Source organism: Massilia oculi (assembly GCF_017582745.1).
Taxonomy (GTDB): Bacteria; Pseudomonadota; Gammaproteobacteria; order Burkholderiales; family Burkholderiaceae_D; genus Telluria; species Telluria oculi_A.
The window spans coordinates 52824-69027 of the sequence record NZ_JAFVIM010000021.1 but is presented as its reverse complement, the minus strand read 5'-3'; the positions used below and the strand labels follow the sequence as shown (position 1 = coordinate 69027).

Here is a 16204-nt window from a genome sequence, read left to right as displayed (position 1 = left end):
CTTCGCAGTGAGACAGGTCGAGGCTGCATCGGTGCCTGTCGTCACTCACCTCGTCAATGGAAGCAATTTTGAATTATCGCACGCATATCGTTTCCGATCTGTCCGAAGTAGGCCAAGCCTCCTGGGACGCACTGGTCCAGGCCCAGGCGGCGCCGACGCCGTTCCTCTCCTACGCCTTCCTGCATGCGCTGCACGCCTCTGGCAGCGCCTCGCCCGACACCGGCTGGCAGCCGCAATTCCTGCTGCTGTTCGATGAGCAGGATGTGCTGGCCGCCGCCCTGCCCCTGTACGTCAAGGGCCACTCGTATGGCGAATACGTGTTCGACTGGGCCTGGGCCGACGCTTATCAACGCCATGGGCTCGACTATTACCCCAAGCTCTTGAGCGCCATACCATTTACCCCGGTGGCCGGTTCGCGCCTGCTGGCGCGCGATGCCGGGGCGCGTGCCGCCCTGGTCGACGTGTTGTGCGCCACCCAGCGGGCGACCGAGGTGTCGTCGACCCACGTACTGTTCCCGCCCGAGGACGAGGCAGAGCAGCTGCGCAACGCCGGCTTCCTGCTGCGCAGCGGGGTGCAGTTCCACTGGCTCAATCAGGATTACCGCAGCTTCGACGAGTTCCTGGCCACGCTCGAGCAGAAGAAGCGCAAGAACATCCGCGCCGAGCGGCGCAAGGTCATGGAGGCCGGCGTGACCATGCGCCGGGTCCGCGGCGTGGACGCCACGCGTGAGGACTGGGTGCTGTTCAACCGCTGCTACCGCAACACCTACCGCGAACACCACTCGACGCCCTACCTCAACCTGGATTTCTTCCTGCGCATCGGAGCAACGATGCCCGACAATATCCTGCTCGTGATCGCCGAGAAGGAAGGCCGGGCGATCGCGGCCTCGCTGGTGATCCACGACCAGGACACGCTGTACGGCCGCTACTGGGGTGCGCTCGAGCACCTGCCCTGCCTGCACTTCGAGGCCGCCTACTATCAGCCGCTGGAATTCTGTATCGAGCAGGGCATCGCCACCTTCGAGGGCGGCGCCCAGGGCGAGCACAAGATGGCGCGCGGCTTCCTGCCGACCCGCACCTGGTCGGCGCACTGGCTGGCGCATCCGTCGTTCGCGGATGCGGTCGAACGCTTCCTGGAGCGCGAGGCGGGAGGGATCGACGACTACATGGATGAGCTGAACGAACGCAACCCGTTCCGGACGCGCTGACGGGCGAGCGCCGCTCGCCGCGTGCGGCAATGGTCCAATGGCGGCGCGCGCACTGCCCGCCTAGACTGCGAAGATGCCGCGCAGCCGAAGCGCGAAAGGAGCGGACATGAACCCCGATTTCAAAGGTGTAATCGAACTCGACGTGCGCGACTCCACGCCGGACTGGGAACCGTTCCTGGCCCGGCGCGCGCCGCTGGGTGCGCCCAACGTGCTGGTCATCCTGTACGACGATACCGGCCTGGCGGCATGGGAACCCTTCGGCGGCCGCATCGAGATGCCGACGCTCAAGCGCCTGGCCGACGCGGGATTGACCTACTCGCAATGGCATACGACGGCGCTGTGTTCGCCCACGCGCTCGTGTTTCCTGACCGGCCGCAACCACCACCAGAACGGCTTCGCCACGATTTCCGAGACTGTCAGCGGCTTCCCCGGCTATAACTCGCACGTGCCGCCGCAGTGCGCCACCATGGCCACGGTGCTGCGCGAGGCCGGCTGGAGCACCTTCTGGGTCGGCAAGAACCATAATGTGCCGGTCGACGAATGGACCATGGGCGCGTCCAAGAAGCGCTGGCCGCTGGCGATGGGCTACGACCGCTACTACGGCTTCATCGGCGGCGAAACCAACCAGTGGTATCCCGACCTGGCCGAAGACAACCACTACGTCGAGCCGCCGTACTCGCCGGAAGAAGGCTACCACCTGTCGAAGGACCTGGCCGACAAGGCGCTCGAATTCATCCGCGACTCGCGCCAGACCGAGCCTGACAAGCCCTGGTATCTGTGGTTCTGCCCGGGCGCCAACCACGCGCCGCACCACGCGCCCAGGGAATACATCGACAAGTACAAGGGCTGGTTCGACGACGGCTACGAGGCGTATCGCGACTGGGCGCTCGCGCGCATGATCGACAAGGGCATTCTTCCGCAGGGCACCGGGCTCACGCCGCTCAACCCCATGCGTGAAGGCACGTTCAGCCCACTCGACGCGGTGCGTCCGTGGGACACGCTGAGCGCCGAGGAGAAGGCCTTGTTCAGCCGCATGGCCGAAGTGTACGCCGCCATGTCCGAGTACACCGACGTGCAGATCGGCCGCATCGTCGACTACCTGGAGGAATCGGGGCAGCTCGACAACACCCTGGTCATGTATTGCGCCGACAATGGCGCCTCTGGCGAGGGATCCCCGAACGGCTCGATCAACGAAGGCAAGTTCGCCAACGGCTTCCCCGACGATATCGGCCAGAACCTGGCGATGCTGGACCAGCTGGGCACGCCGGCGACCTACAACCATTATCCGACCGGCTGGGCGGCAGCGTTCTCGACCCCGTTCCGGATGTTCAAGCGCTATTCTTACCAGGGCGGCGTCGCCGATCCGCTCGTCATCTGCTGGCCCAAGGGCATCAGGGCGCGCGGCGAAGTGCGTCATCAGTACCACCACTGCACCGACATCGTGCCGACCATCCTCGAATGCTGCGGCGTGGCGATGCCGGACACGGTCGATGGCGTGCCGCAGACGCCGCTGCCGGGCGTCTCCATGCGCTACTCCTTCGATGACGTTGATGCGCCGACGCACAAGGAGACCCAGTATTACGAGATGCTCGGTACCCGCGGCATCTGGCACAAGGGCTGGAAGGCGGTCACCGAACACGGCCCCTTTTCTGACATCGGCAATTTCGACAATGACCGCTGGCAGCTGTTCCATACGGACGAAGACCGTTCCGAAGCGCGCGACCTGGCCGGCCAGCACCCGGACAAAGTCGAGGAGATGGCCGCGCTGTGGATGAGCGAGGCAAGGAAATACGATGTCTTGCCGCTGTGCGACCTGGGCGTCATGGGCATCCTCAAGATGGAGTTCAAGCCGCCCGTGCCGCCGAGCCGCCAGTACGCCTATTACCCGGGCACCAGCACCGTGCCCGAACATTCCGCCGCCAATACCCACGGCGTCTCGTTCAAGGTGCTGGCGGACGTCGAGTTCACTGCCGACAGCCAGGGCATCCTCTTTGCCCACGGCTCGCGCTTCGGCGGCCATGCGCTGTTCGTCAAGAACGGCAAGCTCATCTACGTCTACAACTTCCTCGGGATCCCTCCCGAGCAGCGCCTGGTCGGCGATGCGCCCCGCTCCGGCAAACACGTGGTCGGCGTCGAGTTTACCAAGGAGAGGATGGGCGAATACAAGGAATCGTATGGACCGGCGCGCCTGTACGTCGATGACCAGGTCGTGGCCGAAGCCCAGATCCGCACGATGACGGGGCACTTCGCCATCACCGGCGAAGGCCTGTGCATAGGCTACGATTCGGGCGACGGCGTGTCGCGCGATTACCGGGCCAAGTTCGCCTTCTCGGGCGGCAAGATCAACAAGGTGGTCTTCGACGTCGGCAGCGACCTGTACGTCGACGTCGAGACGCACCTGGTCGCCGCCATGGCGCGCGACTGAGGGTCTAGCGCTTCTTGCTGGTGACGTTGATGAAGTCCGACTTGCGGATCATCCCGTGCACGCCCTTGGTGCCGTCGACGACCTGGCTCACCTGGAAGTCGGAGGCGGCGCTCAGGTAGGCGTAGGCGGTGGCGCGGTCCATGCCCAGCACCTCGGTCAGGAAGCGGATCGATTCGCGCACCGCGTCCTTCATCGCCTCGTCGAGGTCGGGATTCAGGCCGATCGTCACCCAGTGGTCCGGGGTCTCGCCCATCGGGCGGCCAAGGCTGCCGGAACTCGACGGGATGGCCTTGTCGCCCTTCTTGAGCAAGGTGATGCGGAAGGTCGGACGCAGCGAATGCTCGAGCGCGGTCAGCGCGACTTCGCCGTCGCCCTGCACCATGTGCGGGTCACCCGTATAGAAGTTGGCGCCCTTGACCAGCACCGGGAAGTACACGGTGGTGCCGACGCCCAGGTCGTTGATGTCCATATTGCCGCCATGCAGACCCGGCGGAACCGAATGGACCTTGTCGGTGGTCGCCGCGGCCACGCCCATCGTGCCCATGAATGGCGCGGTCGGGAACGTCACCTCGGTGCCGTCCTTCGTCTTCATCACGCCTTCCCATTTGCCATCCTTGTCGCGGCGGATCGGGGTGAACACCGACACGTTGTGATAGGCGGACGGGTTGGCCGCCGAGGCGTTCGCCAGCGGCTTCGGCGTTTCCGGGAATTCTCCCGGCAGCGCGCCCTTGCCGTGGCGGTTCGACACGACGCCATACGGCACCCGCGGGACCGCCGACAGCAGTTCCACCTTCAGCACGTCGCCCGGTTCGGCGCCCTGGATCTCGACCGGTCCGGTCACGATGTGCGGGCCGTCCTTGTAAAAGTCGTGGGCCATGTTCGAGCCGGTGATGGCGATCGCGTCCTTGAGCACCATATTCGCCGGAATGCCCTTGCTGCCGAAGTACTTGACCGGGTCGCGGCCTTGGTCCTCCACCATGCCTTCGTGCGACAGCGTGTCGAACACGATCGTGGCGCCCGACGGGACCGACAGCACCGGCTTCGTCGTCGCATTGGGCAGATAGCCCCACTGGACAGTGTCGACGGTCGACGGAACGTAGTACACCTCGTGCTGGGTGCCCGGCACGACGATGCGGCCTGGCTTGTCGGCCAGCGGCTGGAGCGGGAAGCCGGCGCCGTCCTGGGCGGATGCGGATGCCGGGCCCAGGCAGGCGATGGCGAGTGCGGTCATGAGGGTGATTGTGCGGAACTTCATATGTACTCCGATAGAACTGTTGAGCAGGAATCCCTGTATCAGCAACATGCATGCCAGACCCCGCTCGGCGTGTTTCCCTGTCGGATGCACCATGAAAGTGCGCCCGGAGGCCTGATGAGTGCACAAAGTATTCCAAAGTGATTCGTCAGAACGCAACAATCCAGCAACTAAGTATTATCACTGAGTACCGGCGCGATACGCCCGACCTGCCCGTGCGCCGGCTCCTGCGCGACGCCGATAGACCATCCGTCCATCTCCCATGGTGACTGCACGGGTCGATTGCCACATAATGCAAACGCACCGATCCCTCCAGAAGGATGCTTCGCTCATGCTCTCGCTACCGGCCCTGCTTCGCCTGATCCCTGCACTGCCGATCGCGGCGCTCCTGTTCTGCGTGCCCGCGGACGCGCGCGGCCTGAAGGATTACCGGCATACGGTCTGGACCCACCTGGATGGCGCGCCGTCCGACATCACCGGCCTGGCGCAGACCACCGATGGCTGGCTGTGGGTGGGCGGTGGCGACGGCCTGTTCCGCTTCGATGGGGTGGGCTTCGAGCGGTATGCGCCGGCCGGCCATCCCGAACTCGCGCACATGCCGGCGCTCGAACTGCATGCCGCGGACAGCGGCGACCTGTACATTGCCTACCATCCCAAGGACGTCGGCGTCATCCGCGCCGACGGCCGCTTCGAGCTGCTGCCGGCGCCCGCCGACTACCGGCGCACGGTCCCGCTGGCAATGGTCGTCGACCGCGATGGCAGCCTGTGGACCATCGGCGCCGGCGTGCGCCGTTACGCCAACGGGCAGTGGACGACCCTCGACGACGGCGCGCCGTGGATGCACGACGCCTTCTACAGCATGCTGCTCGACCAGGAAGACCGGCTCTGGGCCGCCGGTCCGGACGGCGCATACCGTCTCGACCGCGCGCGCGGACGCTTCGAGAAGGTATCGGCGCTGCGCGGCGGGCTGGCAATCCGGCCCAATGGCGACGTATGGCTGCTGGGCGCCTACGGCGGACCGTCGGTGCGCCTTGCCGAGGCCGGGGCAGTGAAGGCGCGGCCGGCGCGCATCGGCGCCGTCGTCTCGCGCGTGGCGGGCCAGTTCGCTTCCAATGGCACGCTGTGGTCGCTCGCCTGCCCCGACAAGATCTGCCTGGTCCATGACATGGCGCGCCATCCGGCCGCCCTGCATGTGACGCGCGTTGCCGACGAGCGCATACCGAGCGCCGAGGGCATGACGGGCCAGGAAAGCCTGGGCATCCTCGAAGACCGCGAAGGCAATATCTGGGTCCATGCGCACAACGGATTGAACCAGTTCCGCCCCAAGCGCTTCCTGGTTCCCTCGCCCAGCCTGGATCTCACCGATCACTTCTACAGCATGGCGACGGACGGCGCCGGCAACGTCTGGATCGCGGAGCGAATCAGCGGCAAGCTCTGGCGCATGGGCGCGGATGGCGTGCCGCTGGCCACGCCGGGAGCGCCGGTCCGCATGCTGGCCGGCGGCCGCGATGGTGCGCTGTTGAAGGCGGACGGTCGCAGCATCACGCGCGTGCTGGGCGATACCGTGGAAACGATCGCGCTGCCGCTGGGCGCCGATGGCAAGCCGGTCGAGCGCCGCCTGCTCGGGCTGCTCGACGACGGCAAGCGAATCTGGACCGCGGCGACGGACCTCGGTGCGATCGCCTGGGAGCGAGGCGAATGGCGCCGCAGCGCCGAGATCGGGCTGCCGGACCGGATCTACTTCAGCCAGGCGGACGGGCCGGGGCGCCTGTGGCTGGTGCGCTTCAATGGCGAGCTGGTATTTTTGGATGGCGACGGCAAGCGCGCGACCTACGACGCCGGCCCGGTCGGCACCGTCACCGGCATCTTCCCCGGCAAGCGGCTGGCGATCGGCGGCGTGGATGGCCTGGCGGTGCTCAAGGACGGCAAGCTGCAGCTGCTGCGCGGCGCCGACGCCGATGTGCTGCGCGGCGTCTCCGGCATCGCGGTCACCGCCGATGGCGACCGCTGGCTGAACGGCATCAAGGGCGTGGTGCGCGTGCGCGCCGCCGACTGGCAGCGGGCGCTCGACCACCCAGGGCAGCCGCTGCGCTACGAATTGTTCGGCACCGCCGACGGCTATCCCGGCCGCGCCAGCATCCTGTGGCGCGTGCCGACGGCGCACAGCGGCGACGGCCGTCACGTCTGGTTCATCTCGTCACGCGGCATCGTGGGGCTGGACAGCGCCGACCTGCGCCGCAATCCCGCGCCGCCGCATCCGGTCGTGCTGGACGTCAGCACCGACGACGCCCGCTTCGATGCGGCGGCCGACCTGCGGCTGCCCCCGGGATCGCAAAGCTTCCGTGTGCGCTTCACCGCGCCGTCGCTGCGCCAGCCCGAAAGCACGCGCTTCGAATTCCGCCTGGAGGGCGTCGACGCCGACTGGCGCGACGCCGGCAACCGCCGCACGACGTCCTACACCAACGTCGCGCCCGGCGACTACGTGTTCCGGGTGCGCGCGTTCAACGAAGACGGGGTGCAAAGCCGCGAAGACGCCGCCGTGCGCATGACGATCGAACCGACCGTGGTGCAGACCCTGCCGTTCAAGCTGGCCGTAGTGGCCGCGCTGGCCGCCCTGCTCGTCATGCTGTACCGGCTGCGCGTACGCCACCTGACGCGCCGGATCACCGAACGTGTCGAGATCAGGACCACCGAGCGCGAGCGCATCGCGCGCACCCTGCACGACAGCTTCCTGCAATCGGTCTACCTCCTGCTGCTGCGTCTGCGCAAACTCACGGCCAGGCTGCCCGAGCAGGATGGCGCGCGCCGGGAGCTGCAGTCGATCCTGGACGACACCGGCAAGGCCCTCGACGCGGGACGCGACGAGGTGCACGCGCTGCGCGTGGCCCGGACAATCGAGGATATCGTGCGCGACTGCGCCGCCAGCCTGCGCCTGCTGCATCCCGAGGTCGGTTTCGAGCTGCGCAGCGATGGCGCGCCAGGCGATGCCGATCAGGGACTGGTCGACGAAGCGGGCGCGGTTGCCTGCGAAGCGCTGCGCAACGCGTTTGCGCATGCGCGCGCGCGCCACATCGTCGTGACCATCGGCAATGGCAAGCGTGAGTTGTCGGTGCTGGTGGAGGACGACGGCCAGGGCATGGATCCAGAGCGGATCGGCCTCGGGCGGCGTGACGGCCACTGGGGCCTGGTGGGGATGCGGGAGCGTGCCGCGCACATCGGCGCGCGGCTGGACATACAGAGCAATCCAGGCAATGGCACGCTGGTGGAACTGAGCGTGCCGCTGCCTCAAAAAACTGCTTAGTTCCAGCCGCCGGCGTTCGAGCGGTACTCGACCTGATAAGGCTGGGCGACTTCCGCCTGCTTGCGCAGGACGCCGCGGGCGCGGCTGCCGGCGGCAGCGACGAGGGCATTGACGATCTTTTTCACGTTCTGACTCCTGAATTGCACCGACGACAACGGCGGCGCCTACGATAACGACTGCTATGCAACCGTTATATAGGCGACCCAGGAGAACTTCCAATTCTGAGTAGCAATATCAGACATCAGCTTCGTGAATGTTAATCGAGTTGCCTCCCTAGCCAGCTATAGATCCCATCGAGCGAACGGAACTCGGAGACCGAGCGGCAGGCGATTCCAGAGTGGCGCGATTGCAACATACGGGCAAGGGCGGCGCCGGGCCCCAGTTCGAGCGCAACCGTCACGCCAGCCTCGACACACGCGTCCATGCATTCCCGCCAAAGGATTGGCTCGGCAATCTGGCGCGGCAGCTCCCGTATTGCCTTCTTCGCATCGGTGACGGGCTCGGCCGAGATACCGGACAACACCGGGAAGGCCGGCGCCGTCCAGCGCTGCTTCTCCAGCAGCGCCGCGAACGGCGCCACGGCGCCCTGCAGCAGCGGCGTGTGCGAGGCCACGGCCACCGGCAGTACGGTCGCGCGTCCGCCGGCCGCCATCGCCGCTGCCGCCAGCGCCTCGCCCTGGGCGGCGGGACCGCCGGCCACCAGCGCATCGTCGCCGGTCACGATCGCCGGATAAAAGCCGAAGCGGGCCAGCAGTGCCTCCACGCTCCCATCCGGCATGCCGGACAGCGCGACCATCGCTTGCGCGGCCTCGCCTTCCAGGCACGCATCCATCATCCGCGCGCGCTCGGCGGCCAGCTTCACCGCATCGCCCGGATCGAGCGCGCCGGCGACGCCATAGGCCGACAATTCGCCGATGCTGTAGCCGGCGACCAGCCCCGGTTCTGGCAGCCGGGCGCGCAAGGCGCCCCACATCGCCAGGGTCGCCGCGACGATCGACGGCTGCGCGACGCGGTTGACGAAACGTTCTTCGCTCTCCACCGAAGCGCGCAGCAGCGGCGCCAGTTGCGGGTCGCCGAACCATGCGTCCAGCAGCCCGCTGGCGCCAGGATCCATGCGCGCCAGCTCGAACATGCCTGCATGCTGGGCGCCCTGCCCCGGGCACAGGATGGCGAGCCGTCCCGCCATGCTAATCGCTTGTTACGGCCTGCAGCAGGCAGGCCGCGCCCAGCAGGTCGGCCGCGCCGCCCGGCGACAGGCGGCCTGCGACGAAGGATCGATGACATTCCACCGCCCGCGCTTCCCAATCCAGGCTGGCGGTGCCGCCGCGCGCGACGAAGGCGCGCGCCTGGCGCCGCACAGCCAGGGCGCCGTCAGGGCCGCCGCGGTGATAGACATTGGTGTCGCTGATGTGGGCCATCAGGGCGAACAGCGCATCGATGCGCGCTTCCCGCATGCCGCGGCCAGCGCCCAGGGTGCGGCGCAGGGCCGGCAGGCCGATATGGAAGACCGACGGGAAGCCGCGCGCGCCCTCTTCGCGTGCGCCGCTCGCCGCGTGGGCCAGTCGCACCCGCGCCCCATTCGAATGCATATCGGGGGTGACACTGTGCGCGCCGAGTTCGCGCCCCCAGCCATCGAGCAGCATGGCGTGCACCCTGCCTGCCGTCAGCACCGCGCCACTGGCGTGGCAGCGCCCGATTGCCGCGCACAGCATGCCGAGGCAAAAGATCGCGCCGCGGTGGGTGTTGATGCCGGCTGTGGCGCGCAGCATGCGTGCTTCGGCATCGATGCCGAGCCGCTTGAGCGCGTGGAACGGCGCGTCATGCATGCCGGCGTGCGTGATGTCCCAAAAATAGCGGCGCAGCGCGAACATGCTGCGCATGAAGGTCGCGGCCGTCATGTCGGCGTGGCTGCCGTTGTCGACCAGCGAGACCAGGCCCGGCTTCGGATACAGGACCAGTTCGGCGTACAGGCTGCGCACGGCCAGGCGCGCGATGCCTTGGGCGAAACTGCGTTCGCCCGAGGCCGCGGGCCGGCGCGCCACATGAGTCGGTTGCAGGACAATCAATTCGGGCACGTCTCTTCCTCCAGCGTCGCGATCAGTTCTTCGGGCAGCACCAGCGCGATCCGGTGCAGTCCCTTGGTCAGCACACGCGTGCCGGGCGCGCCGGCAAAAGCGGCGCGCAGCTCCTTCCAGGCCACCGCGCGCCCGTCGGGAAACACCACTTCGCCGTCGAGCGGCAGGATGCCCGCGTGCCAGGCCAGCAGGTCCAGCCCCTTCATCAGCTGGCGCCGGCTGGTGGGCTGCAGCAGCACGTCGATGTCGGAATGCGGCGTCAGGTAGTACTGGCCGGTCAGCGCCGCCAGCGCCACCGAGCCATACACCGCCAGGCCGACGCTGGCCTGCGCGGCCTGGCTTTCGAGCAGGGCCAGGCTGTCGCGCCACTGCTCCGGCACCGCGTCCAGGGCCGCGACCAGCGGCAAGGCCCGCGTGCGGCGGCCAATATCGGACAGCTCGACCCGGCAGCCGAACTTCAGCTTGCCGCCCTCCTCTGGCCGCGGCGGCAGCGGAAAGCCGATCGCCACCTCGTTCGCCGCCATCTCGGCCTCGGCGCGCCGCACCACGGCCGGCCAGCCGTTGTCGCGCCAGCGGTCGAGCGCGGCCAGCGCCGCCTCGGGGGCGGAAGCGCGCACGCGCTGCCAGCCGCGGCGCGTCAGCCACACCAGGTCATGCCGCGCGAACATGGCCGCCGCTCCGCACCGCTTCGGCGACCGGCTGAGCCATCACGCGCCCGCCGCGCTCGCGGCCCAGCGCCATGCGCCGGTCTTCATCGGTGGCGTCGCGCAGCGCGCGCGCCAGCTGGCCGGCGAGATCGTCTTCCCAGATGCCGTGCAGGCCGCCCATGCGCAGATAGTTTTCGGGGCCAGGCGCGAACACCGGATTGTCCCTGGCCAGCTCGGTCAGGCGTTCCTCGGGCACCTTGGTGATGCGCGCCATCGCCGGCAGGCCCATCACGCGGATGGTCGACTGCGGCAGCGCATAGCAGGCGCTCGCGATCAGGCCGCTGGTGATGAAACCTCCCGACAGCGCCTGGTCGTACACCAGGCCGATCACGGTATGGCCCTGGCGGCGCGCCAGGTCGACGCACTTGCCCAGGTGGGCCATATAGCTGTTAATGCCCAACATCTCGTCGCGGTGGCGCAGGCGCTGGCCCTGCGTGTCGACCAGGATCAGGATCGGTCGTCCCGGATGCTCCTGCACGGTCTTGAGGATCGCCTGCGCCTGGGCCAGCGCGATCTCGATGCCGATCGGCGTGTGGCCGGTAGTGCCGATCACGGCGACCGGCTGGCCTTCGACTTGCGCCGTGCCCGATAGAAAGTTATCGCGTTCGACGATGTCGTGACCGCCCGGGAAAAGCTGGGTCGTGAGTAGCTGCCAATCCATCGTCAATCTCCCGTTGTGGCGCGATATTGCGCCGCCATCTCGAGGAAGGCCTCGGCTTCCAGCATCGGCACCCTGCCCGGCTCCGGCACGCCCAGTTTCTTCCACACGTCCATCGGTTCGGCCAGGCCTGCGCTGTCGTCTAGGCGCCGCGCCAGCATGGCCTGCTCGGCCAGCAAGCCCTCCAGGGTCAGGCGCACTTCGCCGCCACGCAGGTTGGCAATGGCATCGATGGCGGCCTTGCGGAACGCGTCCGACTCGTCCGCCACCAGCACCTGGCAATCGCCCAGCAGGTAGCGGTGCTTGCCGCCCGTGGTGCGCCATACCAGCGCGCGGTCGCGCGAATCGAATTCCTCCACCCCATTCGCGGTCTCGATCACCTCGGGGCCGGACATGGCCAGCCTCCCTTCCTCGGACATGATGACGGTGTTGGCGCAGCGCGCCGCGATACCCATGCCGCCGAAGCAGCCATTGGCGCCGCCCACCACCGCCACCACCGGGATGCCGGCCGCGCGCACGTCCAGCATGGCGCGCATCACTTCCGACACCGCGATCAGGCCGGCATTGGCTTCGTGCAGGCGCACGCCACCCGATTCCAGCAGCAGCAGCACCGCGTGCGCCTGCTCGTCGATCGCGCGGCGCAGCATGCCCACCAGCTTGGCGCCGTGGACCTCGCCCACCGCGCCGCCCATGAAGCCGCCCTCCTGCGCGGCGCCGAACACCAGCTTGCCGTCGAGCTTGCCGCGGCCGACGACGACGCCGTCGTCGAACGATACCGGCGCGTCGAGCTGGGCCAGGTGCGGACTCGCCACCCGTTCGCTCGGCGGCAGGAATTCCTCGAAGCTGCCGGCGTCGAACATCGCCGGAATGCGCTGGCGCGCCGTCAATTCCTGGTAGCTGCTCATGCTGCGCCTCCGGTCAGGGACTCCACCGCCTGGTCCAGCCGCAGGCTGACCACGGCCGGCGTGGCCCCCATATCGTTGATGCTGATGCGCGCGTCGGCGAGACTCCAGCGATCGTGAAAGTCGGCCATCACGGCCTGCCAGGTGGCGCCGAAGCCGACCGCCGCGGTGCGCACCTCGATCTCGCACGCGCCCTGCAGAGGCGACGGCTCGATCAATACTTCGAGATTGCCCGAGCCGACCACGCCCACCAGCTGCGGCATGCCGGCCAATGAACGCCTGCCCTGCTCGAAACGGTATTTCAACGTTTCCATGTTTGTTTCCTCACCAGTTCCTGAAGCGCTTCGGCGGATCGTACAGGCCGCCGGATGCGCGCACCAGGCCCTTCATGTTCTTGGCGGCCAGCAGGTCGCGGGTCGCCATGCGTTTGTCGATGCCAAGGTCTTCGGGACGCTGGACGATGCCGCGATCGCGCAGGTTCTCGACCATGCGCCTGTCGCGCCCCATCCCGACCGGCGTGTAGCCGGCCACGCCGCGGATCGCCTGCTCGCGCTCTTCCTCGGTGCGGCACAGCAGCAGGTTGGCGATGCCCTCTTCGGTCAGGATATGGGTCACGTCGTCGCCATAGATCATCACCGGCGGGATCGCCATATTCGCCTGCTCGGCCAGCTGCCAGGCGTCGAGTTTCTCGACGAAGGCCGGCGCCATGTGCTCGCGGAAGGTCTCGACCATCTGCACCACCAGCTTCTGCCCGCGCGGGATCACGTTGCGGCCCGCGCGCGCCTGTTCGCCTGCCTTGAGCCAGGCCTTGCTCGGGTGACGCCGGCCGCGCGCATCGGCGCCCATGTTCGGCGCGCCGCCGAAGCCGGCGATGCGGCCCAGGGTCGCGGTCGACGAATTGCCCTGCAAGTCGATCTGCAGGGTCGAACCGATGAACATGTCACAGGCATAGTGGCCGGCCGCCTGGGAGAAGGCGCGGTTGCTGCGCATCGAGCCGTCCGGTCCGACGAAGAACACGTCCGGCCGCGCGCCGATGTATTTTTCCATGCCCAGTTCGGAGCCGAAGGAATGCACCGATTCCACGAAGCCGGCTTCGATCGCCGGGATCAGGGCCGGGTGCGGGTTCAGCGCCCAGTGACGGGCGATCTTCCCTTTCAGGCCGAGGCTGGCCGCATAGGTCGGCAGCAGCAGCTCGATGGCGGCGGTGTCGAAACCGATGCCGTGGTTCAGGCGTTCGATCTCGTACTCGGCATAGATGCCCTTGATCGCCATCATCGCCATCAAGACCTGGATCTCGGAAATCTGGGCCGGATCGCGCGTGAACAGCGGCTCGATGTAGTACGGGGTCGGCGACTGCACCACGTAGCCGACCCAGTCGCCCGGGATGTCGACCCGCGGCAGCTTGTCGACGATCTGGTTGACCTGGGCGATCACGATGCCGCTCTTGAAGGCGGTCGCCTCGGCGATGGCCGGCGTGTCCTCGGTGTTCGGACCGGTGTACAGATTGCCCTCGCGGTCGGCCATCTCGGCCGCCACCAGCGCCACGCGCGGCGTGAGGTCGATGAAGTAGCGCGCGAACAGCTCCAGGTAGGTGTGGATGGCGCCGATATTGAGCTTGCCGGCTTGCGCCAGCTTGGCCAGGCGGCCAGCCTGGGGGCCGGAGAACGAGAAGTCGAGCTTGGACGCGATCCCCTTGTCGAACACGTCCAGGTGTTCGGGCAGCGACAGAACCGACAGCAGCATGTGCAAGTCATGCACGCGGCCGGTGTCGACTTTCGTCAGCGCCTTGCCCAGGAAATCGGCCTGCTTCTGGTTGTTCCCCTCCAGGCAGACCCGGTCGCCCGGCTCCAGCACGGCATTGAGCAGGTCGACGATGTGCGCGGCCTGGACGACCTTGCCGTCCAGCGCCCCGCCGAGCGCCGCCTGGACTCTTGCCAGGCGATCGCCGCGGTTGCGTTGCTGGGTGGTCCAGCGGCCTTCACTTTGGTTCATGTGATTTCCCGTTGTTACAAAATATGTGTGCCTGTCAGAACACCACGAACAGCACCCACAGCACGAGCGGCGCCACCAGGGTGACGATGCCGCCATAGATCATCAGCTGCCGCAGGAAGACGTCGCGGTCGATGTGCTGGGCGCTCGCCAGCACCAGCGCGCCATTGGTCGAGAACGGGCTGACGTCGACGATGGTGGATGCCACCGCCATCGCGGCGATGAAGCCGATCGGGTCGACGCCGGTGCCCGATGCCAGGAACGGCACGGCCAGCGGAATCAGGGAGCCCAGCACCGCGGTCGAGGAAGCGAAGGCCGAAACGATGGCGCCGACGAACAGCAGCAGCAAGGCCACGGTGAGCGGCGAGGCCAGGCTGGCGGCGCTGTCGCCGACCCAGGTGATGGTCCCCATCTTCTGCATCACGCCGACATAGGTGGACACGCCGACGATCAGCATGATCTCGGGCCACGAGACCTGGCCGATGGCGCGCTTCTGCACCTGCGGCGACAGGATCGAGATCAACAGGCCGATGGTGATGGCGACGAAGCCGATGTCGAGCTTGTACATCAGGGTCAGCACGGCCAGCGCGATGAGGCCGACCACGGTGAACATCTGGTGGAAGGTCGGGCCTTCGTTCAGGTCGACGGCGGCATGACCGGCGGCGCTGCCCGAGCCGGTGGCGCCCACGGCGCCGACGGCCGCGCTCGAGCGCTCCTTGGTCAGGCGTTCCTCGCTCGCCGACTCGTTCTCGGCATCGCCATAGATTTGCGGGCCCTGCGCCGCGACCGCCACCGGCGGGCCGAATGGAGAGACCGGCATGCCCTTGCCCGAGCGCTCGGCCACCGGCACCTGCTGGCGCATCAGCTTGGCCCCGCCGAACACGAAGAACAGCAGCACCGACACCGCGAGGTTGACGCCCAGGCTGGTGAAGGCGGTGGTCAGGGGCGAGATCGGCAGCCCCGCTTCCAGCACGACCTTGTTGGTGATGCCCCCATAGATGCTGATCTGCGAGAAGCCGCCGCCCTGGGCGCCGTGGATCACCAGCAGGCCCATCATGAGGGGATTGATCTTGTACTTGGCCGCGAATCCGAGCGCGATCGGCGCGATGATCGCCACCGCCGCCGGGCTGACCGCGCCCACCGAGGTGAGCAAGGCGGTGATCGCGAACATCACCCAGGGGATGGCCGCGATGCGCCCGCCGACGGCCCGTACCGCGAGCCGCACCAGCCAGTCGATGGTGCCGTTGTTCTGGGCCTGGGCGAACAGGAAGGTGATGCCGACCAGGGTCAGGAACAGTTCGGCCGGGTAGCCGGACATGATGGTCTTGGTTTCCATGCCGGCGATCAGGGTCCCGACGAGGAAGGCGCCGACGAAGGCGAGGACGCCCATATTGATGGGCATGGCGGTGGCGACGATGAACATCAGCGCCAGCACGCAGATTGCAATGACATGAGAGGACACGGCGAGGCTCCTTCGAGGTGCGGCGCCGGCTCCAACCGGGTGACCGCGGGTGGTACGTCTCCAATACATGATCCCGTATGGGCCATGCTCTTAGTTATGCTGTTGGTAAGCTATTTGTGCTGCCAAGTTAACCGCGATTGGATCGGAGATCAATTACGCTCGGTCGGCAACGTTTACTGTCAGCGAAACTGTCGACCTGGAAGACTGGCGGGATGCTGCGCTGCG

The 16204-nt window shown here is 67.4% G+C and carries 13 protein-coding genes; 3 read left to right on the top strand and 10 right to left on the bottom strand.

Translation table 11 applies throughout. The features are described from left to right. Nucleotides 1–56: 56 nt before the first annotated feature. On the top strand, nt 57–1208 hold the full coding sequence (locus tag J3U95_RS21245) for a GNAT family N-acetyltransferase (protein ID WP_208280645.1): 1152 nt from the start codon (nt 57–59) through the stop codon (nt 1206–1208). Nucleotides 1209–1314: 106 nt separating this feature from the next. Next, nucleotides 1315–3633 (top strand): arylsulfatase, encoded by a 2319-nt coding sequence (locus tag J3U95_RS21240; RefSeq protein WP_208280644.1) that lies wholly within the window; start codon nt 1315–1317, stop codon nt 3631–3633. Between the two features lie 4 nt (nt 3634–3637). Here J3U95_RS21240 and J3U95_RS21235 read toward each other — a convergent pair whose 3' ends face one another. Continuing rightward, on the bottom strand, nt 3638–4888 hold the full coding sequence (locus J3U95_RS21235; protein WP_208280643.1) for an acetamidase/formamidase family protein: 1251 nt from the start codon (nt 4886–4888) through the stop codon (nt 3638–3640). 328 nt (nt 4889–5216) lie between these two features. Between J3U95_RS21235 and J3U95_RS21230 the strand changes: the two genes are divergently transcribed. Then, the gene (locus J3U95_RS21230; protein ID WP_208280642.1) at nt 5217–8186 is read left to right on the top strand and encodes a sensor histidine kinase; all 2970 of its coding nucleotides are present in this window, start codon (nt 5217–5219) and stop codon (nt 8184–8186) included. Here J3U95_RS21230 and J3U95_RS28580 read toward each other — a convergent pair. The 9 genes from J3U95_RS28580 to J3U95_RS21190 form a co-directional block, all read right to left on the bottom strand. After that, entirely contained in the window at nt 8183–8311 is a 129-nt protein-coding gene (locus J3U95_RS28580; protein ID WP_267877804.1) for a hypothetical protein, read from the bottom strand. The two genes, J3U95_RS21230 and J3U95_RS28580, sit on opposite strands and share 4 nt — an antisense overlap. 131 nt (nt 8312–8442) lie before the next feature. Beyond that, nucleotides 8443–9372, bottom strand: a complete 930-nt coding sequence (locus tag J3U95_RS21225) for an ACP S-malonyltransferase (protein WP_208280641.1) — start codon at nt 9370–9372, stop codon at nt 8443–8445. Nucleotide 9373: 1 nt separating this feature from the next. Continuing rightward, entirely contained in the window at nt 9374–10261 is an 888-nt protein-coding gene (mdcB, locus tag J3U95_RS21220; protein WP_208280640.1) for a triphosphoribosyl-dephospho-CoA synthase MdcB, read from the bottom strand. Continuing rightward, nucleotides 10249–10929 (bottom strand): malonate decarboxylase holo-[acyl-carrier-protein] synthase, encoded by a 681-nt coding sequence (mdcG, locus tag J3U95_RS21215; protein WP_208280639.1) that lies wholly within the window; start codon nt 10927–10929, stop codon nt 10249–10251. The genes mdcB and mdcG overlap by 13 nt, the downstream gene beginning before the upstream one ends. Beyond that, entirely contained in the window at nt 10913–11629 is a 717-nt protein-coding gene (gene mdcE / locus J3U95_RS21210) for a biotin-independent malonate decarboxylase subunit gamma (protein WP_208280638.1), read from the bottom strand. The genes mdcG and mdcE overlap by 17 nt, the downstream gene beginning before the upstream one ends. A gap of 2 nt (nt 11630–11631) precedes the next feature. Next, nucleotides 11632–12531: a biotin-independent malonate decarboxylase subunit beta gene (locus J3U95_RS21205; RefSeq protein WP_208280637.1), complete on the bottom strand. Its 900-nt coding sequence runs from the start codon at nt 12529–12531 to the stop codon at nt 11632–11634. Beyond that, nucleotides 12528–12842, bottom strand: a complete 315-nt coding sequence (gene mdcC, locus J3U95_RS21200; protein ID WP_071363328.1) for a malonate decarboxylase acyl carrier protein — start codon at nt 12840–12842, stop codon at nt 12528–12530. The genes J3U95_RS21205 and mdcC overlap by 4 nt, the downstream gene beginning before the upstream one ends. Before the next feature lie 10 nt (nt 12843–12852). After that, entirely contained in the window at nt 12853–14520 is a 1668-nt protein-coding gene (mdcA, locus tag J3U95_RS21195; protein ID WP_208280636.1) for a malonate decarboxylase subunit alpha, read from the bottom strand. 34 nt (nt 14521–14554) lie between these two features. Continuing rightward, nucleotides 14555–15979: an SLC13 family permease gene (locus J3U95_RS21190; RefSeq protein WP_208280635.1), complete on the bottom strand. Its 1425-nt coding sequence runs from the start codon at nt 15977–15979 to the stop codon at nt 14555–14557. Between the last annotated feature and the right edge of the window lie 225 nt (nt 15980–16204).